This is a genomic window from Clostridium lamae, from assembly GCF_033043255.1.
Taxonomy (GTDB): Bacteria; Bacillota; Clostridia; order Clostridiales; family Clostridiaceae; genus Clostridium; species Clostridium lamae.
On the sequence record NZ_JASCQJ010000014.1, the window covers coordinates 1 to 24,738 of the forward strand.

A 24,738-nucleotide genomic window follows, 5' to 3' on the forward strand; every position below is an offset into this window, starting at 1 on the left:
TACAGGATTAGGATTAAAAGAGTCAAAAGAATATATTGATAAATTAAATGAAGAAGTTAATTCGTAATTTTAAACTAGTACGAACTATTGAGTTTGTTAATTTATGAAATAGAAAAAAGGAAACAGTAGCTCAAGATAAAGTAGTAGATACATTCATTCAAACAACTATGATACACTCTATGCACCGCATTTAAAAAATATTATGGGCATTGCAGTTTCATCTGATTTTAGGAGAAATGGTATGGGGAAAATGCTTTTAGATAAGGTTGAGAAATGGGCTCTTAAAACATGGGGATTAGGTTGAGAATTTAATTGTTTATTAGGAGAGGTTTATGAAATCAAAGTTTAAATTATATAGTATTGAAAAAATACTATTTGTAATACTTCCGTTTATCTTTATTATAAATTGCTATTCATATATAGTAGAAGAAGTTAAAATATTACCAACTATAGTATCAAATCATGATGAATTTTCTTTTGTTAGGCTTATAATGGGACCAAGTGCCACTAATCATTCTAGGAAAATAGAGACAGAATCATCAAGAGATATTGTTGAGAGATATATTGAAACTTTAGATGAAGATACTCAAAAAAAGGTAAATGAAGAAATAGGAGCTGGAGCTATTTATATAGAAATCGATATTAATGAATTAACTTCTATTGAAAATGTAAATGAGAACGTTGCTTCACCTGATTTTCATCATGTTGTATATGGCTATTTTAAAGAAGGTCTTTCAGAATATAATGAATTGAAGTTTGAAGTGTTAAAATATCATAGGAATCTAAATATATTAAACATGAATTATAATGCATCTTCATATGGATTGGGTGTACTATCTATAAGATTGTTTTTAATTCTACTTATTATAGATATTATAATAAGAGTTCTATCATTTATATACTATAAGCTTAAAGAGATGAGCCATGAAAAATAAAAAAATACTTATTTTAATTATGCTTTTTACTGATTTATATAAGATAGTCAAATACAGTTATTTTGTATAAAAATATTTGTTTATGAAGAAAATATAGTGAAATCATAGTAAAGAGGGTAAATTTGATGAGTAATATAACTAATGATAAAAAAAATTATAATGTAGTAGCCATAGCTGGTACATTTCTTTTGGGTGCATTTGTCGCATTTTTAAATTCTACTTTTATGAATGTAGCTTTACAATATATAATGCAGGATTTAAATATAAGTGTATCTACAGTTCAATGGCTTAGTACAGGATACATGCTCGCTACAGGAATAATAATACCTATTACAGCCTTCCTTATTGATAGATATAGTACAAGAAAATTATTTTTTGTAGCTATGGGTCTTTTTACTTCTGGTACTATTATTGGTTGTCTTGCTAAAAATTTCACAATGTTATTATTAGCAAGACTTACACAAGGATTGGCTGGAGGAATAATAACTTCTTTAATGCAAATAGTATTTTTAACTATTTTCCCCATAGAAAAAAGAGGTTTTGCTATGGGTATAGTAGGTATAGTGCTTGCTTTTGCTCCTGCTATTGGACCTACGCTTTCTGGATGGATATTAAATAGTTATCCATGGAGACATTTATTTTATATAACACTGCCATTTGCAATTATAGATTTAATTTTAGGATTTTTCTTATTAAAAAATGTAACTGGAGGAAAAAAGGTAAGTATTGATATTTTTTCATTTATAGCATCTACAATAGGTTTTGGTGCATTATTATATGGATTTAGTAATGCAGGAAATTATAATTTTACTAATATAAATGTATATTTACCAATAATTATAGGTGTACTATTCTTAATAATATTTACAGTTAGACAACTTAAATTAAAGGAGCCAATGCTTGATTTAAGAGTATTTAAAAGCAGGATATATGTATTTTCTACTATTATAGTAATGATTGCATATGCTAGTTTAATATCTTCAGAACTTATGATTCCTATGTATTTAGAAAATATAAAAGGATTGTCAGCTTTTAGATCTGGACTTGTACTTATGCCTGGGGCTATAGTGATGGGGATTATGAATCCTATAACAGGGATTTTGTTTGATAAATATGGAGCAAGAATTCTTGCTATTACTGGACTTACACTACTTGCACTAGGAACATTTGGACTATCTAGGCTTACAGTAGGAACTAGTCAAATGTATGTAATTATAATTTATGCAATAAGAATGTTTGGGATAGCAATGATTACCATGCCTCTAACAACATCAGGATTAAATAGCTTAGATAGAAATTATTATTCTCATGGTAATGCTATTATAAATACCTTAAGACAAGTTGCTGGTTCAATAGGAACATCTATGATAATAACGCTTATGACTAAAGCTAGTGCATATTCAGGATATACAAATCCAACAGAGGCTTCTGTTTTTGGAATGAATGTTTCATTTGCAGCAGTTGGAGTTTTAACGGCAGTGGGGATTGTATTAGCATTTTTTACAGTTAAAAAGAGAGAGTTAAGTTAAATTAATAGTTAATAAATTTCTAATAGTTAATTTTAAGATGATAAATTAATTAGTTGTTAAAAAAATACTATCATCAAATTTTATATAGTTTGATGATAGTATTTTATTTTTTATTAGAAGAACTCCATTTTTCTTTTATTAAAGTAAACACCTTTAAGTCCTAAATCCTCTATAAATTCCAAAGCTAAATCAAAGTTTCTGTGTATATTTAAATGAGTATGTGCATCAGAGCCTATAGTTACGTATTTTGCTCCTAAACTAGTATATAGTCTATACATATCTTTTAAAGCTTTATTTGCTTCTGGAATGTGAAGTCTTGAAGTATTTAATTCTAATACTTTACCTTTATTAATAAGTGTATTAAAAATTTCTGCAAGTATATCTTTATATTCAGATATTAGAATTTCTTTATTATCAAAAGAACAATATCTGCAGGGGTAATCTATATGGGATAATGAATCATAACTATTATAACTTTGCACGCATTTTAGCATATCTTCAAAATAATAAGAGAAAAACTCTTTTTTGTTATAGCCTTGATGTACATATTCTTCGTAGATATCTAAACCTTTTACTGAATGTATAGATCCTAAAATAAAATCAAAGTCATAGTTTTTAGCAATAGCTTCATTATCTATAAGAGTATTTTCTGTTAGACCTATTTCAATTCCAAGCTTTATAGTATCAGAGCGATATTTTCCATATTCATTAAAATAGCTAGGAATATCAAATCTAAATTCATCTTTAATAGGATAGTCTAAATCCATATGGTCAGTAATTATTATTCCAATATTGTTTTCTTTTCCTACTTTAATTGCATCTAATATATTCATAGTGCTATCTGTAGAAAATTTTGAGTGCATATGGCTATCAAAAATCATTTAATTACCTCCTTTCACTTATTAAATTATATCATAGGATTACTAAAATTTGACTATCAAATTATCTTGATAAATAGTATTAATAAATATAAAATTAAAGTACAAAAAAGCAAAGGTGTGGTATTATGGAAAAATTATTTGAAATAGAAGATTTAGTGTTTTATAAGGAAGATTTTTTAGATGATATAGGAGAGTTTGAAGACATAATATATATAATTAAAGAGCTAAGTCCTAAGCTTAAATATGAAAAGATAGAAGTAGTAGGAGAAAATGATTGCTGTGAAGCAACAAATGAAAATTATATAATAGAAATTCAAGGTTTTTTAAATGAAGAGGACGATTTCTTTACGAAAGAAGAAGTTGAGATGATGAGCAAAGTAGGTCCAATGGGAATCCTTGATATGTTTGTTATAAGAATATATAAATGTTTAAACTGTAAAAAATGGATAATAGATATTTTAGAATAAAGGGTGAAATATATTGAGCAATTTAAAAAAGATAATGGATGCTTTAAGTGAATATTTTAATTTACTAATGGAAGATATAAGTAAAGTTAAGCTTTCAAATATTAAGGAATTCATAATAAAGAGAAAGTTACTTTTAATTGCACTACTTACATTTTTCACAATAGTTGGATTTGGAGTTGGAAGTTATAAATCAAGTAAAAATATAATATTGAATAACTTAGAAATAGCATTAAAAGAGAATAAGCCATATAAGATTTATAAAGAAGTAAAATTTGAAGGCAAAAGAATAAGTAAAAATGACTTCGAACCTTTAACTGAGTATTATTCTGAGAATCAAAATAAAGTAATTAGTGTAATAAAGGAATTAAAGAATAATGGGAAAAGTGGATATTTTACTTTAATAAATAAAAAAATATTATTTTTTGATAAATATCATATAGAAATATCTCCTGTTGCTATCAAAATTAATACAAATTTCGATAAAACAAAAGTATATATAAATGATGAAGAAGTTTCAGCAACTAACATAAAAAGAAATTTAATTCCCGGGAAATATTTAATTAAGGGAAAATTAGATACTTTATATGGTTTAGTTGAAGAAGAAAAAGAAGTTTATATAATGGAAGATTTAGAATATGATCTAAATATGTCAGCTTTAAATATAAGCTTAACCTCAAACTTTGAAGATTCTAATGTTTTTATTAATGGTGAAAATACTAATAAACAGGTTAAGGATATAAAAAATTACGGTCCCATTCCTTTAAATAAAGAGATTAGTATCCAATTAGAGAGGGAGTTCCCATGGGGAATAAAAAAGAGTGAAATAATTAAAGTTTCTGATTTACCAAACGTAAATATAAATATAGATATGGTAAATGATAGGCTTATAGATGAAGTTAATATAGTAACTAATGATTTTTATATAAGTGTTTTTGATGCATTAAATAATTCAGATTCTTCATTAATTCTTAATTCTAAGGATAGTACAAAAAATAAAATTTATGATAGCATAAAAAGAGAAAGTTTATTTTTGAAGAATGACTATGAACTTAATGATTTAAATACTGAATTAAAAAGTAGTGAGTTTTATTATGAAAATGGAACTTATAAAGGGAATATAGTAATTAGTTTAAGTTACAATATTAAAAAGAGACTCCTACCATTTATAGAAAGAAATGTTGAAGAAATGTTTTTAACTCATATTGAGTATGAGAATAACAATTGGATTATAGGAGATGTACAAAAATTCAGTATAGAATAACTAAGGGGGATCGAGTGTGAGTAGAATATTAAAAGTAATAACATTAACCATTACTGTAGTTTTTTCTGCGAATATTATAACTTTTGCGGAGACAAGCTCTTCTATACAAGATCAGATAAATGAGAATCAAAATAAAATTGATGATTTAGAGAACGAGAGAGATAAAATTAATAATGAAATAAATGATGAAAGCAAAGAATTAAATAATATATTAGATAAAATAAGTCAAAAAAGTAATGAATTAGAAGCTGCTAGATCAGAAGTTGAGTCTTATCAATTAAAAATAGATGAAGTTCAAGCGGAAATAGATAATATAAATGCAGAAATGGCTAATGCACAGAATGAAATTGAGAGTAGAGAAAAAATTATTGAAGAAAAAGAGAAAGAAGCTATAAGAATTAAAGATAATATTGAAAAAAGGCTTAGAAACTATTATAAGCTAGATATAGCAACTAATTACATATATTTACTTTTAAAAAGTGAAAATATACTTTCACTACTTAATAATATCGAAAGTATATTTAGAATAATTAATTTTGATAAAGGTCTAATTGATGAAGCAAAAGAATTGCAAGCCCAATTAGAAAGTGAAAAGGAGGAAATATCTAAGCAATTAGAACAAATTGAAGAAGGTAAAAAAGCAGTAGTAGCTAAGCAAGAGGAACTTAAAGAGGCACAAAAGGAATTTATAGCTAAGGAAGAATACCATCAAAGTCAGATGGACGAGCTAAATAACTTAGAGTCTGAAAAAACTAATATAATTGCTTCATTAACAGATCAAGGGAGTGATTTAGAAAGTCAAATAGGTGATTTAATATCATATAATCAAGCTCTTCAAGCAGAATTAGATAGTATTTTTGATGAAATAAATAATGGAAATAATCCTGGTTCAGGAGATACTACAGATCCTGAAGACGGAGGGGATTCTGGCGTACCAGGGGATCCAAGTACTGAATCATTCTTAAGACCTGGATCAGGAGTTGTTACTGATTCTTATGGACCAAGAATAAATCCAGTTACTGGAGAGGCTGGATTCCATACTGGAGTAGATCTTGGAGATCCTTATGGAGCACCAGTTGCAGCATCTAAAAGTGGTACGGTAGCTTATTCAGGATGGATTAGTGGGTATGGAAACACGATAATTATAGATCATGGCGGCGGAGTACAAACTCTATATGCTCATAATAGTTCATTACTTGTAGGTGTAGGAGAATCTGTTTATAGAGGACAAACTGTTGCTTTAGTTGGGTCTACAGGGATGAGCACTGGACCTCATATACATTTTGAGATAAGAATTAATGGACAGCATGTAAATCCGATGAACTATATATAAGAAATTAAAAATATAAGGCTTAAAATTTAGATATAGTTTAGAACTGAAAAAGTATGATCATTAATAATTTGATTTAAAAACTCCGTAAGGAGTTTTTTTTATTTTATATTTTCTATAATAATGTATATTAGAAACTTTTTTAGTTAAAAATAAAGAACCTGCACAAGAGTATTGCACAGGTTAAAGGGTTTTTATGTTCATTTAAGAAAGGGAATAAATGAACATATGTGGGGTTTTATTAAAACTGCCAATAATTTATTGACAGTAGTATGGGCGTTTTTAGTTTAAGTAATAATATACAAAATATATAACTTATATAAATATTATATATATATTATAGTATATTTGGTCAAAAAATCCAATACTTTTTATAAAAAAATCGAAAATGATAAAATTTTCAATTAATATATCAATAAATAAATAAATAAAAATAATATTAAAATAAAATTAAAAATATATAAATTATATGGAGATTTCACTTAATTAAAGTATATAATATAAGTTGAGGTGATTTATGATGATTAATATTAAGACTAAAGATCTATTGAAGGCAACGCCAGAATATGAAGCATATGATAAGAATGAGGCTCAGTTAACAGTAGAAGAACTTAGGGAGTATGGTCTTATTAAATGTGGGGGATGCTGCAGTACAAAGGGTGGAAAATCTTCTTGTGGTTGTGGAAGTAGAAAATAGAAGAATTATGAGTTAATATATATTATTAATTTAAGCTTTTAATATAGAAAATTTTTGTAAGGAGGGAATTAGGTGTGAGAAAACCTAGCATATTCAGCAGAGACTATGAGAGGCAAATGAGAAAACGAAGAAGAAGAATAGCTATAATATCAGTTTTGGGCATTCTCTTTATTGGTATATTATTTTTGAAGATAGCTATTGATAGTATAAATATGGATACATTGAGGAGTAAGGTTCAAAATTGGATAGATGAAGATGAAAAAGATGTTCAAAATGATGCTGATAATATAGAACAAGAAATTACGCAAGAAGAAGTTACTCAAGAAGAAGCACCTAAGGTACCTGAAAGTAAGACAATGGATTTAATTGTTAAAGAAGGTACTATATTAAAAGTAGAATATGAAGATATCAATGGAGTTGTTAAGTTTAAGGGGATAAAAGATGCTCCAAGTAATATCTATACAGCTTTAAATCCAGATAATAATTTAGTTTTAACGATTGATGAAAATCAAAATATGAAAATATTTAATGTTCAAGGGAAAGAAGCTAATATAACTAAGGATAAATACATAGCTCCCAATGGGGAAGTATTTAATAAAGAATCAGTATTGCAGACTTATAATGGGTACTTATGGAATGTAGATGCTAAGTTTATTACTAATACCAAGGTAGCATATATAAGTAATGTTCCATATTTCGGTTATAATTTAAGTAAATATATTTGGGTAGTAGATTTAAATGATAATAGTCATAAAACATTATGGAATTCTAAAAGTACAGAAATAAAGTTTAATGAAATTAAAGAAAAAGGATTAGAAGTTACCATAGATGGTAATGTTAAATATATAAACTCAAATGGAGAATTAATAAATTAAGGAAAATTAAATAAACAAATATTTGAAAGTAATCATTATTATATGGTATAATAAGCTAGTTATATCAATTACGATAGTATCTTACTATTTTAGGAGGAAAGAATACGATGGAAGCTAAAATGGAAAAAATAGAGAAGAACCTTGTGAAATTTGAAATTACAGTTGAAGCTGATAAGTTTCAAGAAGCTATAAAAAAGGCTTACAATAAAAATGTTAAGAGTTTTAATGTTCCAGGATTCAGAAAAGGTAAAGTGCCTATGGCTATAGTAAAAAAATACTATGGAGTAGGAGTTTTAATGGAAGATGCAATTAGTTTTGCAATAGACGGTTCATATTCAAAAGCATTAGAAGAAAATAACATAACTCCTGTTGACTATCCACAAATAGATATAGTAACAGCAGAAGAAGGAAAAGATTTCGTTTATACTGCAGAAGTTACTGTTTATCCAGAAGTTGAATTAGGAGAATACAAGGGTCTAAATGTTGAAAGACCATCATATGAAGTAACAGAAGAAGATTTAGCAGCAAGATTAAAAGAAATGCAAGAAAAGAATGCAAGAATTGAAACTAAAGAAGATGGTGAAGTAGCTACTGGTGATACAGCAGTTATTGATTTCAAAGGTTATGTTGATGATGTAGCTTTTGAAGGTGGTGAAGGTAAGGACTATTCACTTGAAATTGGTTCAGGTACTTTCATAGATAATTTTGAAGATCAATTAATTGGTGCTAAGGTTGGGGATAAAGTTGAAGTTAACGTAACTTTCCCAGAAAACTATGGCAGAGAAGAATTAAATAATAAGAAAGCTAAATTTGATGTTTTAGTTAAAGAAATTAAAGTAAAAGAATTACCAGAAATCGATGATGAATTTGCAAAAGAAACTTCAGAATTCGATACATTAGAAGAATTAAAAGCTGACATTACTAAGAAGATGGAAGAAGCTAATTCAAACAGAGCTGAAAAAGAATACGAAGAAGCTATTATAAAGGCAGTAGTTGAAAATGCTAAGATTGAAGTGCCAGCAGTTATGATAGAAAAAGAAATTGATTCTATGGTTAAAAACTTAGAGCAAAGACTTCAATATCAAGGATTAAACTTAGAACAATACTTCCAATTTACTGGAACAGATGAAGCTAAGATGAGAGAATATATGAAGGAAAATGCTGAAGTTAAAGTTAAGACTGATTTAGTATTAGAAGCAATTGAAAAAGCAGAAAACATAGATGCAACTGAAGATGAAATAAAAGAAAAAGCAGAAGAAGTTGCTAAGATGTATTCAGCTGGAGAAGATACAAAAATGGTAGAATTACTATTAAATAGTCAAAAGGCTGCACTTATAGCAGATGTTAAGATAGCAAAGACTGTAAAATTATTAGTAGACAACAATAAATAATAAGAAATAATAATTGCCAGAATTATATTCTGGCAATTATTTCAAATATTCATTAACAAAATATATAAAATTTTATATAATTTAATATAATTAGTTTTTGTTGAATGTGGATATATTATAAAAGAAGGTAAGTTTTTTGAGAAGGAGGGAATTTAAATGAGTTTAGTTCCAATGGTAGTAGAACAAACTAGTAGGGGAGAAAGATCTTACGATATTTTTTCGAGATTATTAAAAGATAGAATTATAATGTTAAGTGGAGAAATAAATGATGTAGTAGCTAATTTAGTGGTTGCACAATTATTATTTTTAGAGAGTGAAGATCCTGATAAAGATATTCATTTATATATAAATAGCCCAGGAGGATCAATTACTTCAGGAATGGCTATTTACGATACAATGCAATATGTTAAGCCAGATGTATCAACTATATGTATAGGTATGGCTGCATCAATGGGTTCTTTTTTACTTTCATCTGGAGCAAAGGGAAAGAGATTTGCATTACCAAATAGCGAAATTATGATTCATCAACCATTAGGGGGTTTCCAAGGTCAGGCAACAGATATTGATATTCACGCTAAAAGAATATTAAAAATTAAAGAATCATTAAATAAGATTTTAAGTGAGAATACAAATCAAACATTAGAAAAGATTAAAGCTGATGTTGAAAGGGATTACTTTATGACAGCAGATGAAGCTATGAATTATGGTTTGGTAGATAAAGTGATAATAAAAAATGAAAAAGGTAGTAACGAAAAATAGTTCTACCTTAACCAAGTGAGGTGAATTTATGGCTAAATATGATGAAAAGAAACAATTAAAATGCTCTTTTTGTGGAAAAAATCAAGAGCAAGTAAAAAGATTAATTGCTGGGCCTGGTGTGTATATTTGTGATGAATGTATAGATTTATGCTCAGAAATAATAGCGGATGAGTTTGAAGAGAGCATTGAGCTAGATACAACAAGTGTTCCGAAACCAAATGAAATTAAGAATTATTTGGATCAATATGTAATAGGTCAAGAAAAAGCAAAGAAATCTTTATCTGTTGCTGTCTATAATCACTATAAAAGAATAAACTCTAATTTAGTTGAAGATGATATAGAACTTCAAAAAAGTAATATTCTTTTATTAGGGCCAACTGGTTCTGGAAAAACATTATTGGCTCAAACTTTAGCTAAGTTTTTAAATGTTCCTTTTGCTATTGCTGATGCTACAACTTTAACTGAAGCTGGTTATGTAGGTGAAGATGTAGAAAATATATTATTAAAGCTAATACAAAATGCTGATTATGATATAGAAAGAGCAGAAAAAGGAATTATTTATATAGATGAAATAGATAAGATTGCAAGAAAGTCAGAAAATCCATCTATTACAAGAGATGTATCTGGGGAAGGAGTTCAACAAGCATTATTAAAAATACTTGAAGGAACTACTGCTTCTGTACCGCCGCAAGGAGGAAGAAAGCATCCACATCAAGAATTCTTACAAATAAATACATCAAACATACTATTTATTTGTGGTGGAGCATTTGATGGAATTGATAAAATAATTGAAAAAAGAACTGAAAAGAGTTCTATAGGTTTTGGTGCAAGTATTAATTCAAAGCATAATAAAGATATTGGTAGACTACTTAAAGATATAATGCCAGGAGACTTACTAAAGTTTGGTCTTATACCTGAATTTGTAGGTAGATTACCAGTTGTAGTGACATTAGAATCATTAGATAAAGATGCTCTAATTAATATTTTAACTAAGCCTAAAAATGCTTTAGTTAAACAATATAGAAAATTATTTGAAATAGATAATGTTCAATTAAATTTCACAGATGAAGCTTTAGGTGCCATAGCTAATGAAGCTATTAAGAGGAAAACAGGTGCAAGAGGATTAAGATCTATAGTAGAAGAAACTATGACAGAAATTATGTTCGACATTCCTTCAGATGAAACTATAGAAAAGGTTATTATAAATGAAGAATGTATAACTGAAAAGAAAAATCCTGAAGTAGTAAAGCTTCCTGAGGGAGAAATTAGACCCCAGTTAAAAGCTAAAAAAGTAAAGAAAAGAAAGGGCATAGAAACTGCCTAGTAAAGAAACATCTTATTGTTATTTTAACTTTAAGATGTTTTTTATTTTTTAGGAAGCCATATTTTTCATCATTTTATTATCAGAAAATGATGGTAAATTCCCCTTTTTTTATAGAATATTAACTTGTTATTAAGTTAATAATATTTATATGACTAGAGAGAAGGGAGGATGCATTTGCTTTAACAGTTAATGCAAATTATATGGCAGAAATATTAGTGATACTACAAATAACAACAATGTTGCTGTTTATTTATTATATTATTAATAGCAACAAAGGAAATAACAATAACAAGGTAGTTATTGAAAGAGAAAATGTTAAGGAAATGGATAAATTGAAGAAGATGAGAAGTATTCAATTAACACAACCATTAACAGAAAAAAGTAGACCTACTAGTTTTGATGAGATTATAGGTCAAGAAGATGGGATAAAAGCTTTAAAAGCAGCTTTATGTGGACCTAACCCTCAGCATGTTATTATTTATGGGCCACCAGGAGTAGGTAAAACTGCAGCAGCTAGATTAGTGCTTGAAGAAGCTAAAAAGTTTACTAAATCTCCGTTTAAGAAAGATGCTAAATTTATAGAAATAGATGCTACTACCATAAGGTTTGATGAAAGGGGTATAGCAGATCCTTTAATCGGATCAGTACATGATCCAATATATCAAGGGGCTGGTTCTTTAGGTATAGCTGGAATTCCACAACCAAAACCAGGAGCTGTAACAAAAGCTCATGGTGGGATTTTATTTATGGATGAAATTGGTGAATTACATCATATAGAATTAAATAAACTTCTTAAGGTTTTAGAGGATAGGAAGGTATTTTTAGATAGTGCTTACTACAGTAGTGAAAATCCCAATATGCCAGATTATATTAAAGAAATATTTGATAATGGATTACCAGCAGATTTTAGATTGATTGGGGCAACTACAAGAAGTCCAGAAGAAATTGTTCCAGCTATAAGATCAAGATGTGTAGAAATATTCTTTAGATCACTTCACTCTGATGAAATAAAGATAATAGCAAAAAATGCAGCTTTGAAAGTTGGATTAAAGATAGATGAAGAATCATTACAATTAATATCAAAATATTGTACTAATGGTAGAGATGTAGTTAATTTAGTACAGCTTTCATCAGGGATTGCAATTAATGAAAATAGAGTAGATATAAATATAGATGATATACAGTGGGTAATAGAAAATGGTAACTATACTCAAATTCCAGATAAAAAAATTAAGGAAAAGTCAGAAATCGGTGTAGTGAATGGATTGGCAGTACATGGTGCCAATATAGGGATTCTTATGGAAGTTGAAGCAACAGCCAAGAAGGTTAATCATAGATTAGGAAATTTAAAAGTTACTGGGATTATTGAAGAAGAAGAAATAAGTAATAGTAATAGGAAAGTAAAAAGAAAAAGTACAGCATATTCATCTGTTCAAAATGTGCTAACTGTTCTAAATAATATATTTAATTTAGAATGTGAAAACTATGATATACATATAAACATTCCAGGTGGAATGCCTGTGGATGGACCTTCTGCTGGAATAACAATAGCTACTGCTATATATAGTGCAATATGTAAAGTTAAAATTAATAATAAAGTTGCTATGACTGGTGAAATAAGTTTATTGGGAGAAGTAAAGCCTATAGGTGGAGTGAATGCTAAGATATATGCTGCTAAAAAAGCAGGGGCAACTAAAGTTATTATTCCAGATGAAAACTGGAGAGATAATTTTCGAGATATTGAAGGGGTAAATGTAATAGCTGTAAATAACTTGAAAGAAGTAATAGATATAGCTGTATTTAAGGAAAGTATTGTAGAGGATATATTAATAAATAAGAATGGTAATAATGTAGATATATTATCAGCGAAATCTGAAGATTAAATAATAAGAATCTGTTTTTAATAACAGATTCTTATTATTTAAAATGAAGTAAAAAAATAATCTATTTTCATTGCTAATTTTTATTAATGTATTATAATATTAGTAAAAACTGTTGATAATGAATACATAATAATATTTATTATCAATTATTGTTTGTATTTAGAGTATAGGTATATAAAATAGATTGAAAAAAAATAAGTTTATGTGTATACTAATAAAGTTACACGGTGAGTAAGGAGGATGGGAATAATGAGTGAAAAGTTTGTTACTCTACCTTTAATTCCTTTAAGAGGGATTAGTATCTTTCCTAATATGATAATACATTTTGATGTGGGAAGAGAAAAGTCAAGAGCAGCAATAGAAGCAGCCATGGCTAATCAAACAGAGATTTTCTTATCGACACAAAAGGATTATGAAATAGAGGAACCTGAATTTGACGATATATTTGAAGTTGGAACTATTTGTAATATAAAGCAAATAATAAAGCTACCTAATGACGTTATAAGGGTATTAGTAGAAGGTATAGATAGAGGTAGACTTATAAGCCTAAATATAAAGGATGAATATATAGAATCAGAAGTAGAAAGAATAGCTGAGCCTACTAATGAAGAATATGAAGGCATAGAAGCATATATTAATTTATTAAAGAAGAATTTTAGTAAATATGTAAGAGCTTCAGGAGATAATAGAAGTAATATTATGTCAATATTTGACACTATTGATAATTACAGTGAGCTTAGCGATGTTGTCGCTTCTTATGTTGTTATAGACGAGGATAAAAGACAAGAAATACTTCAAGAAGTTGATTGTATAAAGAGAATAGAAAAATTATTATTTATTATAGAAGAACAAATTGAGATTTTAAATATAGAAAAAAAGGTCGGTAAAAAGCTAAAAGAAAATATCGATAAATCTCAAAGAGAATACTATATAAGGGAACAAATAAGAGCGCTCCAAGAAGAGATTGGGGAAAATGACGAAGATAAAAAAGAAATTACTAATTATGAAAATAAAATAAGGAAAGCTAAATTACCTAAGTATGTTAGGGAAAAAGCTGAAAGTGAATTAAATAGATTAAAATCTGCTGCTGGTCAGGGTTCAGAAAGTAATGTTATAAGAACTTATTTAGATTGGATATTAGATATTCCATGGAGTAAATCAACAAAGGATAATTTTGATATAAAGGAAGCAGAGGGAATTTTAAATAATGAACATTATGGGTTAGAAGAAGTAAAGGAAAGAATAGTTGAGTATTTAGCAGTAAAGCAATACACAAATAGTTTAAAAGGACCTATAATATGTTTAGTTGGACCTCCAGGAGTTGGTAAAACTTCTATTGCGAAGTCAATAGCACATTCAACTAATAGGAAGTATACAAGAATTTCTTTAGGTGGAGTTAGAGATGAAGCCGAAATTAGGGGACATAGAAAAACTTATGTAGGTGCTATACCTGGTAGATTAGCATATGCTTTGAAAGAAGCTAAGGTAAATAATCCACTTATTTTATTAGATGAGATAGATAAGCTTGGATCTGATAATAGAGGTAATGTTGCAGATGCACTTTTAGAAGTGTTAGATAGTGAACAAAATAATAGCTTTAGAGATCATTATTTAGAATTAAATATGGATTTATCTAAGGTACTATTTATATCAACTGCAAATTCTTTAGATACAATTCCAGCACCTCTATTAGACAGAATGGAAATAATAGAATTATCAGGATATACTTATGAGGAAAAGTATCATATAGCAAAAGAACATTTAATTCCTAAATTATTGAAAGAGCATAAGTTAGAGTCTAATCAATTTAAGATTTCTGAATCTGCTATAAAAGATATAATTAATTTCTATACAAGAGAAGCAGGTGTAAGAAGCTTAGAGAGAGTTTTAGGAAAGCTTATAAGAAAAGCTCTTACTGAAATGATGAAAAATAACAAAGAATCTATCACAATTAATGCTAATAGAATAGAAAAATATTTAGGAAATAAAATATTTACATTTGATACTAAGGATAAGGAAGATAGGGTAGGAGTAGTAAAAGGTATGGCTTGGACATCTGCTGGTGGAGATACATTACCAGTAGAATCTGTAATTATGAAAGGTTCTGGTAAGCTTACTTTAACAGGTCAATTAGGAGATGTTATGCAAGAATCTGCTAAGATAGCTTTTGGTTTTGTAAGAGCTAATGCAAAGAAATATGGAATACCAGAAGATTTCTATAAGAATACAGATATTCATATTCACTTCCCAGAAGGAGCTATAAAAAAAGATGGACCTTCTGCTGGTGTTACTATAATAACATCAATAGTTTCAGCATTAACTAACAAAGCGGTCAGAAATAATGTAGCTATGACTGGTGAAGTTACATTAACAGGAAGAGTTTTAGCTATAGGCGGATTAAAGGAGAAATCCATAGCTGCCTTTAGAGCGGGAATTGATACTATAATAATTCCAGAAGAAAATAAAAAAGATATAACTAAAATACCAGATGTGGTAAAAAATAAGCTTAATATTATTACTGTTGATCATGTTGATAAGGTACTAAATAAAGCCATAATTGGAGTTGATACTATTGTTTAAGATTAAAAATTCAGAATTTGTTACATCTGCTGTTAAGAGAGAGCAGTATCCAACGAATGGACTTCCAGAAATCGCTTTTGTAGGTCGTTCAAATGTTGGGAAAAGTTCAATAATTAATGCACTAACAAATAGAAGAAAATTAGCTAAAGTAAGTCAAACACCTGGAAAAACTAGATTAATTAATTTTTTTGAAATAAATAATAACGAGTTACATCTAGTAGATTTGCCGGGTTATGGATATGCCAAAGTTTCAAAAACTGAGAAAGCAAGCTGGGGTAATACTATAGAGACTTATTTAAGCAATCGTAGCGAATTAAAAAGAGTAGTCTTATTAGTTGATTCTAGACATAAGCCTACTGCTGATGATATACAAATGCATGAATGGATTAAATTCTATGGCTATGATGAAGTCATTATTGCTACTAAAAGTGATAAATTATCTAATAATGAATTAAGAAAAAATGAAAAGGTAATTAGAGATACTTTAAAGCTAGGGAAAGAAGAGAAGTTATACTTTTTCTCATCTGTGAATAAAAAGGGAAAAGATGAATTGATTGATAAGCTTTTTGGACCGTTAGTAGAAGTAGAAAATGAATAAAGCAATACATTAATAGAAGGATATAAATATATATATAACTGACACTTGGAACTAATTGAAGTGGCTAGGTATATATTGTTTATATCCTTCTTGTTATTTGTGATATGAAACCATTAAAAACTCTGGATGAAATGAGGAATTATTACCTTCAGTATGGAAGGAGGGAAATATCGTATGAGAGCGACTTGGAGTTTACGACGGAGCAACGAATACGATATTTCCCTCTTTTTTTTAAAATATTACAAAAAAAAACAGTGTCAAATATTATTCGTGGGAATAGCATATAGTATAAACAAAAAAACTAAAAATCCCAAGGAGGAATAAGTTATGGAAATGAATGAAATTCTAAATGGTTTAAATTCATGTGGATGTAGCGATGACGTTTCATCTAATTGTTCAAATCAATCAATCGGATCATTTAATAATAACGGTTGTTTCGGATTTGGAAGCTGGATTTGGATCTTATTAATCCTATTCTACAGCGGAGGATTCGGTGGAGGATATGGCGGAAATAGAGCTTATCGTTGCTGTAAGAAAGAACGTAAACGCGATCACTGCTGTGAAGAATATGATCCATGCTGTGATGGAGGATATGGTAGTAGATTTGGCGGAGGATTAGGAAGTTGTACACCTTATCTATTCTTATTAGTAATTCTATTCCTTTGCAATGGCTCAGGTTTTGGAAACTGTGGTAACTTCGGAAGTGGAAATTTATTTGGCGGATGTTGCTAATATAAATTAGAAAGGAGAGAAGATCATGTCAAAGAGAAAACATTATCGTGAAAAAAATTATGATGATTGCTATTGTTGCGAACCAGTAGGAAATCCATGTTGTGGAACAGGAAATATATTTGGTGGATTAAATAGTTGTATTACTCCAATTATATTCCTATTAATAGCATGTGCTTCTGGATTATTGAATAACAACTGCTCAGTTCTAATAATATTATTGTTCTTACTATGTGGAGGCTGCTTCGGAAATATGTTTGGTGGAGACGGCTACTAATAGTATAGAGGATGGAGGGCTATGCCCTCCAAAAAAATGCTTAAAAATATAGTCAAAAATTTAAATTTATACATATAATAAAACAATAGAAATCTAATGGGAGGAACCTTAATGTCTAAAAGAAAAAGGAGACGTAGGGAGGAGAGAGTAAGCAACCAAGCTTCTAATAACTTGGGCAATAATATGCCCTTTGGTATAAATCCAAATCAACTTATGAATCTTTTAGGTGGTAACGTAGATCTTAACCAAATTGGGAATATGCTTTCAGCTATGAAAAATGATGGTATAGATTTAAATAATTTTAACTTAAACCAGGGTAGTAATAACCAATCAAATCCAATGGGTTTTGATTTTGGTCCATTACAGGGAATGATGAATAATATGGGATTTGGTGGATTTAATATTCCGAATAATAATTCTGGTACATCAAGCTTTGAAAATAATAATACACATATTGAAAAATTAGATAATGATGATAATGACAATCAAGAAATTAAAGAAGATGAAACAGAAGAATTTCTAGAAGAAGATGAGAACATACAAATGTTAATTGCTATAAAAAGTATAGTAGATCCTAAAAAAGCAATTTTTTTAGAAAAGGTAATTGATGCTTATAATAAGGGACATTTTAAATAAAAATAGTGTATAAAAAAAACTATAGGAGTTAATAATATAATTGTACCGGAGAAGTATTCTCCTATAGCTAACGTAGAGTAATCTTCGTTTAAGCTAAACCCCCCCATCCCCCTTTTAGGCCGCATATTCGCGGCCTTATAAATTAAAGAGGCTAGGAATTTTAATTAATTCCTAGCCTTATTATTTATTTACAATTTTTACATAATCCGTAAAAGAAAATTCTATTTGATAAAACCTTATAATCTGAGCAATCCTCAGCAGTATGATTAAGAGTAGAAAAAGAAATATTTTCTAAATCAGAAACCTTACTACAGTTTATACATTGGATATGAGCGTGATCGCCTTGTTTAGCATCATATCTAAAATTACCTTCTCCAACGTTAATTTCTTGAACTAATCCAACTTCTACTAAAGTTTTCAATGCTTTATAGACTGTAGCTAAGCTCATAGTAGGATACTCAGGTTGAAGTGATTTATATATAAGTTCTGCAGAAGGATGTTCATCTGTACTCATTAAATATTTATAAACTGCTAATCTTTGAGGAGTAAGTTTTAATTTCTTTTCTCGGAAGATAGAAGTAATATTCTCCATAATACACCATCCTTTTTTATTTAGTATGATAATTATATAATAAATAATATTATATGTCAATAGATATTTTATGCTAATAAATAGTAGTAAATAATAAATATCATTTAATTGGTTTTTTAATTAAATTAATATTAAATTATAAACTTGTAATAAAATAGATATTATGCTATTATAAGGTTAATGGTTGTTAATTAATTAACAAAAGGTTATTTTTAATACACTAAATAATAATATCATAATTTTTAGTAATAATATATACTAGGGGAAAAATTATTTTATTAAGGAGGAATTTATATGGGAAAATACAAAGTTGGAGATGAATTAATCGTAATTAGCGATCCTTCTGAGGAAAAAATGAAGTTAAGGGAATTAACTCAATTGACAACAGATGGAGAGTATGCCCAAATTTCTTGGGGATTAAAAGTAGTTGACGTAGAATATGATAAACCATATGTTACATTAACATATAGAAACGTGGATGGAGAATTAAATAAAGCATTTGCAGAATGTAGAGATATAGAAAACTTTGATCATGAAAAAGTTTTAGAAAAAGCTTTACTTAAAGCATTTACTAATGAAATAATTAATATTTCTGTAGTAAAAAATAGTGGTCATTGCAAAAGATAAAAGAGGGGTCATCCTCTTTTATCTTTTTTACAAAGTAAAAAAATATTTACATTTCCATGTTTTGGTTTATAATGGATTTATATTGGAAAAAGAGGAAAAAAACATGGATATTTTTATAGCTAGACAAGGAATTTATGATAAAACTGGAAAAGTAGTAGCATATGAGCTATTATACAGAAATTCAATAGAAAATAGTTATAATTCTTTAATTGAGGATGAAATTGCAACTTATAAAGTAATTGATAATATATCTGCTTTTGGGCTAGATATATTAACAAATAATAAGAGAGCTTTTGTAAACTTTTCAGAAGAATTGATAAAAAAAGATATTGCGACGTTACTTCCAAAAGAAAATGTTGTAATTGAGGTTCTAGAAACAGTAAGTCCATCTCAAGAAATAATACATAAATTATCACTTTTAAAAGAGTTAGGTTATTGTATAGCCTTAGATGATGTTGTAGATGCAAAACATATATTAGAGTTTATTGATGTGATTGATATAGTGAAGGTTGATTTTATCCTATCTACAAATGAATCCAGAAAAGAGATAGCATATATATGTAACAAATATAATGTGAAGATGTTAGCAGAAAAAATAGAAACTGTTGATGAGTTACAAGAGGCAAAAGAACTAGGTTATGTTTTCTTTCAAGGATATTATTATAGTAAACCGTCAATATTTTTAGGAAAAGATATGGCTATTAAGAACACTAGTATTTTTATGTTACTAGTAGAGCTTATGAATGAAGATTATAATGTTGATAAGGTTGAATATGTAATGAAAACTGATATTGCATTAACATATAAGTTTTTGAGATTTATAAACTCTTCATATTTTAGCTTTTTGCAAGAAATTAAATCAATAAAGCAAGCAATAATGTTAATAGGAAGAAAAGAACTTAAAAAGTGGTTATCAATATTATCTTTAGCAGAAATGTCATCAGTAAATGATGGATATGCAAATAGTATAATAATAAGAGCGAAGTTTTGTGAAGAAATTGCTAAGTGTATTAAAGGTCTAGATGAATCTTCAGCTTTTATGGTAGGGCTGTTTTCTAGTATCCATTTAATGATAGAAAAAGATATTCATTATGTAGTTAAAGAACTACCATTGAATATTGAAATAAAAAAAGCTCTACTAGGAGAGAAAAATATATTTAGAGATATTTTAGAATTAGCTTTGGCTTATGAGAGTATTAATAGGGATGAGATAACTGAAATGAGAAAAAAATTAGCTATTAGCGAAGGCTTATTATGGGAGTTATATGCTAAATCAATAAAATGGTGTAGCGACATAGAGAATTAAGTCGAGATTTGTCTTATAAAAAGCTAGTGCTAATACTTTCTTTTAAAAAGAATATATACTATAATATAAGAAAATTGTGATTTCGTTTTCAACTATTGGGGTTTGGAGGGAAGAGTATGAGTAAATGTCCATTTTGGTCAACAAAAAATGAGAGGATTAATTGCTATAGTGATTGCCCAATGCATGCTGAAATCAATGAAAGTGAACTTTGTCCGTTTAAGGAGTTTTTAGTATCGGGGACTAAAATTTCTCTTGCTGATAATTTAAATGATGATTTATTTTATTCACAAGATAAATATTTGAAGTATGATGAGGATGATAGGGTTATAAATTATTAGAATATAAAAAGAGTGCATAAGCACTCTTTTATTATTTATCTCATTTCTTACTTTATACATTTATGAAGTAAATCTTGCTTTAATTTCCATAATTCTTCTGATAAATCTACGTAATAGGTATGAGGATTTTCAAATCTTAATATTTCAGGCCACATCTTTGAACTTTCATTTTTAGAAAATTCCTTTATTTCTAATACCGAAGGACTTTCATATACTTGTTTTCCCTTATCAAATATTTTAACCATCAAATCCTTAACATAGTAATTAGTTACTATTTTTCTCTTCCAAGTCTCAATTGGATGGAAGATTTCAAGAGGCATAGACTCATCAATAACTTCATTATTTAAAGCAATAAGATCAGCTATAGCATTATTTGTATCTTTATCAAAAATTCTATATATTTTCTTGAATCCAGGGTTAGTTATTTTTTCAGTATTTTCACTAATTTTAATTTTAGGTATTACTTTATCTTCTTTTTCAACAGCAACAAGTTTGTAAACTCCGCCGAAAACTGGTTCTGATTTTGCTGTAATTAATCGCTCACCAACTCCAAATGAATCTATGCAAGCACCTTGACTTAAAACATCTCTTATTATATGTTCATCTAATGAATTAGATACTATTATCTTACAATCTGGATATCCAGCAGCATCAAGAATTTTTCTACATTTCTTAGTTAAATAAGTGATATCTCCAGAATCAATTCTAATACCTACAGGACGTTTGCCTAGTGGTTTTAAAATTTCATCAAATACTTTTATTGCATTTGGTAAACCAGATTTCAGTACGTTATATGTATCTATTAATAATGAGCAGTTATCTGGGTAAACTTCTGCCCAAGCTTTAAATGCTTCATATTCAGTATCAAATAATTGAACCCAGCTATGAGCCATAGTACCTACTGCTGGGACATCGAAATATTTATCAGCTATAGTACAAGCGGTAGAATCACATCCACCAATTATAGATGCTCTAGCACCATATATTGCACCATCATATCCTTGGGCCCTACGTGATCCAAATTCCATCACAGTTCTTCCGTCAGCAGCTCTACATATTCTGTTAGCTTTAGTTGCAATTAAAGTTTGGTGATTTATTGTAAGTAAGATCATAGTTTCTATAAATTGAGCTTGAACAACAGGACCTCTTACTATCACTAATGGTTGATTAGGGAAAACAAAATTTCCTTCAGGAATAGCCCATACATCACATTCAAATTTAAAGTTCTTTAAATAGTTTAAAAAATCTTTTGAAAATATATTTTTACTTCTCAGATAGTCTATATCAGAATCTGTGAAATTTAAGTTGTTTAAATATTCAATTAATTGTTCAACTCCTGCCATAATACAGTATCCGCCACCGTCTGGCACTCTTCTAAAATACATATCAAAATATGCTATTTTATTTTGGATCTCTTTGTTGAAATAGCCATTTGCCATAGTTAGTTCGTAAAAATCTACTAACATTGTTAGATTACGTTCATTAGTAACATCAAATCTAATTAAGTTTTCCATATCCTTCTCCTTTGAAAATATTAATATACTAAAGAAATTAATATTGAAACATATAACTATTGTACCTCTAGAAATAAATTATTACAATATAGTTATTTGCAGTATAAAAAGTCAATAATAAAAATTAAGAGGAGATAATATGAAGGTTGATTTAGATAGATATCAAAAAGAAGCAGTATATATAAATGAAAAAAATGTATTAGTTGTAGCAGCACCAGGTTCAGGAAAAACTACTGTAATTATTAATAGAGTTAATTATCTAGTAAATGAATTGAAAATAAAGGTTGGCAATATAATTGTAATTACTTTTACTAGGGCAGCGGCAGATAATATGAGAAGTAGATATAAAAATGGGTTTAATAGAGAAGTCGCACCATTTTTCGGAACCTTTCATGGATTGTTTTATAAGATTCTATTAAGAGAAGGCTATAATATATCAATAATTCAGGGAGGAATTTCTCACAGAATTATTAAGTCGGTTTTGGCAAAGTATTCAGATGAAGTTAGCGAAGACAAGATTAAAGAAGTTCTTAATAATATTTCCTTTTTTAAAACTTCTTTAAAAAAAATAGAAGATTTTAAGCCATCTTTATCAAAAGATATTTTTGTGGAAGCATTAGAAAAGTATGAAGAATACAAAAATAAAAATGGACTTTGGGATTTTGATGATTTATCTATTAAAGTAATCACATTATTTAAAGAAAATAAAGAAATATTAAATAAGTATTTGTCTTTATTTAAATATGTTCTTGTAGATGAATTTCAGGATTGTGATGAATTGCAAATTACATTTTTAAAAATGATGAATGAAAATAGTTCTTTATTTGCTGTAGGAGATGAAGATCAGTGCATTTATAGTTTTAGAGGCTCAAAACCAGAGTATATGGTAACATTTCAAGAAATTTTTAATGGGGGAAAGAAAATTTATTTATCTATAAATTACAGAAGCAATGAAAATATAGTAGATGCTTCTAAAGAAGTTATAAAAAATAATGTGAAGAGAAATACAAAAGTAATTAACTCTTATAAAAATACTAAGGGAATAATAAAATTCTCATCTCCTTATGATGAAAGAATTCAAGGTGAGGAGATTTCTAATATAGTTGAGAAATCTATAGATAATATAAGTGAAAATGCAGTTCTATATAGAACTAACATGGAAGCTAGAAGTATGATAGATACATTTACCAGAAGAAGAATTCCATTTATTCTTTTGGATAAAGGCTATAACTTTTTTGAGCATTTTATCTCGAAGGATATACTGGCCTATTTAAGATTAGCCATAAATATAAAGGATAGAGAGAGTTTTTTATATATTATCAATAAGCCGTTTAGATATATAAGTAAGAGTAACTTAGAATATGTTAGAAATTATAGAGAGGATAAATGTCCATTTGATATACTAATTGAAAAAAAGGATACTCCACCATATCAAGCAAAAAAGCTAGATGAATTAAGACGAGATATTATTCATTTAAATAAGTTATCATTATCATCCGCAATACAATATGTTATTACTGAACTAGGATATATAGATTATCTAAGAGACTATTCAGAAAGATATAATCAAAGTATCGATGATCTTGAGGATATAGTTGAAGAATTTAAGAGTGCAGCTGATGGATTGAAAACAATTATAGAACTTTTTTCTCATGTAGAAAAAGTTAAAGAAAAAATTGAAGAAAGTAAGGATGAAAAAGAAGGAGTAATTTTAAGTACTATTCATGGCGTTAAGGGAATGGAATTTAAAAATGTATTTTTAATAAACTCAAATGAAGAAACAATCCCACATAGATCCTCTATGGAAGAAAATATAGAAGAAGAAAGAAGATTATTTTATGTAGGAATAACTAGAGCAATAGATAACTTGTATATTTTTTCTCCTAAAACTCAAAGAGGAAAATTTAAAGAACCTTCAAGGTTTGTTGTAGAAGGTAGGTTTAAGGAGATAGAAAGTAATGAAGATTATGGAATAAAAGTTAATGATATTATTATTCATAAGGCTTATGGAAAGGGAAGAGTTTTAGATATAAATAAGGATGTAATAATGATAGATTTTGGTGATGAAATAAGTAAAAGTTTTTCTCTTAAGGTATTAATTGAAAATAATCTTATTACTATAAATAAGTAAATGTTCACTATTCAGTATTTAGGCTGTATAATCTTATTATGGCAATAAAAGGATGAACTAAGCTATAGTATATAAATT

24 protein-coding genes are annotated in these 24,738 nt (G+C 28.1%); 21 read left to right on the top strand and 3 right to left on the bottom strand.

The genetic code is table 11. The annotated features are described in order from the left end of the window. Positions 1-151: 151 nt before the first annotated feature. From QK892_RS08675 to QK892_RS08685, 3 genes are all read left to right on the top strand, one after another. On the top strand, positions 152-304 hold the full coding sequence (locus QK892_RS08675; RefSeq protein ID WP_394855014.1) for a GNAT family N-acetyltransferase: 153 nt from the start codon (positions 152-154) through the stop codon (positions 302-304). 28 nt (positions 305-332) lie between these two features. After that, positions 333-935 carry a hypothetical protein gene (locus QK892_RS08680; protein WP_317273150.1) on the top strand — a complete coding sequence of 201 codons (603 nt, stop codon included), beginning with the start codon at positions 333-335 and terminating at the stop codon, positions 933-935. 125 nt (positions 936-1,060) lie between these two features. Further along, positions 1,061-2,464 (top strand): MDR family MFS transporter, encoded by a 1,404-nt coding sequence (locus tag QK892_RS08685; protein WP_317273151.1) that lies wholly within the window; start codon positions 1,061-1,063, stop codon positions 2,462-2,464. Between the two features lie 113 nt (positions 2,465-2,577). Here QK892_RS08685 and QK892_RS08690 read toward each other — a convergent pair whose 3' ends face one another. Next, positions 2,578-3,345: a histidinol phosphate phosphatase gene (locus tag QK892_RS08690; protein ID WP_317273152.1), complete on the bottom strand. Its 768-nt coding sequence runs from the start codon at positions 3,343-3,345 to the stop codon at positions 2,578-2,580. A 125-nt stretch (positions 3,346-3,470) separates the two neighbouring features. Here QK892_RS08690 and QK892_RS08695 point away from each other — a divergent pair, with 125 nt between their 5' ends. The 14 genes from QK892_RS08695 to QK892_RS08760 all read left to right on the top strand — a co-directional run bounded on the left by QK892_RS08695 (position 3,471) and on the right by QK892_RS08760 (position 18,152). Further along, positions 3,471-3,812 carry a hypothetical protein gene (locus tag QK892_RS08695; RefSeq protein ID WP_317273153.1) on the top strand — a complete coding sequence of 114 codons (342 nt, stop codon included), beginning with the start codon at positions 3,471-3,473 and terminating at the stop codon, positions 3,810-3,812. Positions 3,813-3,825: 13 nt separating this feature from the next. After that, on the top strand, positions 3,826-5,073 hold the full coding sequence (locus QK892_RS08700; protein WP_317273154.1) for a TcaA 3rd/4th domain-containing protein: 1,248 nt from the start codon (positions 3,826-3,828) through the stop codon (positions 5,071-5,073). A gap of 16 nt (positions 5,074-5,089) precedes the next feature. Next, complete coding sequence (locus QK892_RS08705) at positions 5,090-6,406, top strand: murein hydrolase activator EnvC family protein (protein WP_317273155.1); 1,317 nt, start codon at positions 5,090-5,092, stop codon at positions 6,404-6,406. Positions 6,407-6,920: 514 nt separating this feature from the next. Next, entirely contained in the window at positions 6,921-7,100 is a 180-nt protein-coding gene (locus tag QK892_RS08710) for a hypothetical protein (RefSeq protein WP_317273156.1), read from the top strand. Positions 7,101-7,174: 74 nt separating this feature from the next. After that, a complete protein-coding gene (locus QK892_RS08715) occupies positions 7,175-7,975 on the top strand; it encodes a hypothetical protein (protein WP_317273157.1) in 801 nt (266 codons plus the stop codon). A 107-nt stretch (positions 7,976-8,082) separates the two neighbouring features. Further along, complete coding sequence (tig, locus tag QK892_RS08720) at positions 8,083-9,366, top strand: trigger factor (protein WP_317273158.1); 1,284 nt, start codon at positions 8,083-8,085, stop codon at positions 9,364-9,366. Between the two features lie 156 nt (positions 9,367-9,522). Continuing rightward, positions 9,523-10,125, top strand: a complete 603-nt coding sequence (clpP, locus tag QK892_RS08725; protein WP_317273159.1) for an ATP-dependent Clp endopeptidase proteolytic subunit ClpP — start codon at positions 9,523-9,525, stop codon at positions 10,123-10,125. A 28-nt stretch (positions 10,126-10,153) separates the two neighbouring features. After that, on the top strand, positions 10,154-11,449 hold the full coding sequence (gene clpX / locus QK892_RS08730; RefSeq protein ID WP_317273160.1) for an ATP-dependent Clp protease ATP-binding subunit ClpX: 1,296 nt from the start codon (positions 10,154-10,156) through the stop codon (positions 11,447-11,449). A gap of 200 nt (positions 11,450-11,649) precedes the next feature. Continuing rightward, positions 11,650-13,332, top strand: a complete 1,683-nt coding sequence (gene lonB, locus QK892_RS08735; protein WP_317273161.1) for an ATP-dependent protease LonB — start codon at positions 11,650-11,652, stop codon at positions 13,330-13,332. 249 nt (positions 13,333-13,581) lie between these two features. Further along, the gene (gene lon / locus QK892_RS08740; RefSeq protein WP_317273162.1) at positions 13,582-15,912 is read left to right on the top strand and encodes an endopeptidase La; all 2,331 of its coding nucleotides are present in this window, start codon (positions 13,582-13,584) and stop codon (positions 15,910-15,912) included. Next, complete coding sequence (yihA, locus tag QK892_RS08745) at positions 15,905-16,510, top strand: ribosome biogenesis GTP-binding protein YihA/YsxC (protein ID WP_317273163.1); 606 nt, start codon at positions 15,905-15,907, stop codon at positions 16,508-16,510. The genes lon and yihA overlap by 8 nt, the downstream gene beginning before the upstream one ends. Positions 16,511-16,837: 327 nt before the next feature. Further along, positions 16,838-17,242: a hypothetical protein gene (locus QK892_RS08750; protein WP_317273164.1), complete on the top strand. Its 405-nt coding sequence runs from the start codon at positions 16,838-16,840 to the stop codon at positions 17,240-17,242. 25 nt (positions 17,243-17,267) lie between these two features. Beyond that, on the top strand, positions 17,268-17,516 hold the full coding sequence (locus QK892_RS08755) for a hypothetical protein (RefSeq protein WP_317273165.1): 249 nt from the start codon (positions 17,268-17,270) through the stop codon (positions 17,514-17,516). 111 nt (positions 17,517-17,627) lie between these two features. Beyond that, on the top strand, positions 17,628-18,152 hold the full coding sequence (locus QK892_RS08760) for a hypothetical protein (protein WP_317273166.1): 525 nt from the start codon (positions 17,628-17,630) through the stop codon (positions 18,150-18,152). Positions 18,153-18,336: 184 nt separating this feature from the next. Here QK892_RS08760 and QK892_RS08765 read toward each other — a convergent pair whose 3' ends face one another. Next, entirely contained in the window at positions 18,337-18,744 is a 408-nt protein-coding gene (locus QK892_RS08765; protein WP_317273167.1) for a Fur family transcriptional regulator, read from the bottom strand. A gap of 294 nt (positions 18,745-19,038) precedes the next feature. Here QK892_RS08765 and QK892_RS08770 point away from each other — a divergent pair, with 294 nt between their 5' ends. The 3 genes from QK892_RS08770 (at position 19,039) to QK892_RS08780 (ending at position 21,015) form a co-directional block, all read left to right on the top strand. Further along, the gene (locus tag QK892_RS08770) at positions 19,039-19,371 is read left to right on the top strand and encodes a hypothetical protein (protein WP_317273168.1); all 333 of its coding nucleotides are present in this window, start codon (positions 19,039-19,041) and stop codon (positions 19,369-19,371) included. Positions 19,372-19,474: 103 nt separating this feature from the next. Further along, on the top strand, positions 19,475-20,677 hold the full coding sequence (locus QK892_RS08775) for an EAL and HDOD domain-containing protein (RefSeq protein ID WP_317273169.1): 1,203 nt from the start codon (positions 19,475-19,477) through the stop codon (positions 20,675-20,677). A 116-nt stretch (positions 20,678-20,793) separates the two neighbouring features. Next, positions 20,794-21,015: a hypothetical protein gene (locus QK892_RS08780; RefSeq protein ID WP_317273170.1), complete on the top strand. Its 222-nt coding sequence runs from the start codon at positions 20,794-20,796 to the stop codon at positions 21,013-21,015. Between the two features lie 47 nt (positions 21,016-21,062). Here the strand turns inward: QK892_RS08780 and QK892_RS08785 are convergent, their stop codons facing one another. After that, positions 21,063-22,529: a nicotinate phosphoribosyltransferase gene (locus tag QK892_RS08785; protein ID WP_317273171.1), complete on the bottom strand. Its 1,467-nt coding sequence runs from the start codon at positions 22,527-22,529 to the stop codon at positions 21,063-21,065. Positions 22,530-22,668: 139 nt separating this feature from the next. Here QK892_RS08785 and QK892_RS08790 point away from each other — a divergent pair, with 139 nt between their 5' ends. Then, a complete protein-coding gene (locus QK892_RS08790) occupies positions 22,669-24,660 on the top strand; it encodes an ATP-dependent helicase (RefSeq protein WP_317273172.1) in 1,992 nt (663 codons plus the stop codon). Positions 24,661-24,738: the final 78 nt, after the last annotated feature.

Coding starts and splice junctions, on each gene's coding strand:
- QK892_RS08680 (WP_317273150.1), top strand. CDS start 333: ATGAAATCAAAGTTTAAATTATATAGTATTGAAAAAATACTATTTGTA.
- QK892_RS08685 (WP_317273151.1), top strand. CDS start 1,061: ATGAGTAATATAACTAATGATAAAAAAAATTATAATGTAGTAGCCATA.
- QK892_RS08690 (WP_317273152.1), bottom strand. CDS start 3,345: ATGATTTTTGATAGCCATATGCACTCAAAATTTTCTACAGATAGCACT.
- QK892_RS08695 (WP_317273153.1), top strand. CDS start 3,471: ATGGAAAAATTATTTGAAATAGAAGATTTAGTGTTTTATAAGGAAGAT.
- QK892_RS08710 (WP_317273156.1), top strand. CDS start 6,921: ATGATGATTAATATTAAGACTAAAGATCTATTGAAGGCAACGCCAGAA.
- tig (WP_317273158.1), top strand. CDS start 8,083: ATGGAAGCTAAAATGGAAAAAATAGAGAAGAACCTTGTGAAATTTGAA.
- clpP (WP_317273159.1), top strand. CDS start 9,523: ATGAGTTTAGTTCCAATGGTAGTAGAACAAACTAGTAGGGGAGAAAGA.
- clpX (WP_317273160.1), top strand. CDS start 10,154: ATGGCTAAATATGATGAAAAGAAACAATTAAAATGCTCTTTTTGTGGA.
- lonB (WP_317273161.1), top strand. CDS start 11,650: ATGGCAGAAATATTAGTGATACTACAAATAACAACAATGTTGCTGTTT.
- lon (WP_317273162.1), top strand. CDS start 13,582: ATGAGTGAAAAGTTTGTTACTCTACCTTTAATTCCTTTAAGAGGGATT.
- QK892_RS08750 (WP_317273164.1), top strand. CDS start 16,838: ATGGAAATGAATGAAATTCTAAATGGTTTAAATTCATGTGGATGTAGC.
- QK892_RS08755 (WP_317273165.1), top strand. CDS start 17,268: ATGTCAAAGAGAAAACATTATCGTGAAAAAAATTATGATGATTGCTAT.
- QK892_RS08760 (WP_317273166.1), top strand. CDS start 17,628: ATGTCTAAAAGAAAAAGGAGACGTAGGGAGGAGAGAGTAAGCAACCAA.
- QK892_RS08765 (WP_317273167.1), bottom strand. CDS start 18,744: ATGGAGAATATTACTTCTATCTTCCGAGAAAAGAAATTAAAACTTACT.
- QK892_RS08770 (WP_317273168.1), top strand. CDS start 19,039: ATGGGAAAATACAAAGTTGGAGATGAATTAATCGTAATTAGCGATCCT.
- QK892_RS08775 (WP_317273169.1), top strand. CDS start 19,475: ATGGATATTTTTATAGCTAGACAAGGAATTTATGATAAAACTGGAAAA.
- QK892_RS08780 (WP_317273170.1), top strand. CDS start 20,794: ATGAGTAAATGTCCATTTTGGTCAACAAAAAATGAGAGGATTAATTGC.
- QK892_RS08785 (WP_317273171.1), bottom strand. CDS start 22,529: ATGGAAAACTTAATTAGATTTGATGTTACTAATGAACGTAATCTAACA.
- QK892_RS08790 (WP_317273172.1), top strand. CDS start 22,669: ATGAAGGTTGATTTAGATAGATATCAAAAAGAAGCAGTATATATAAAT.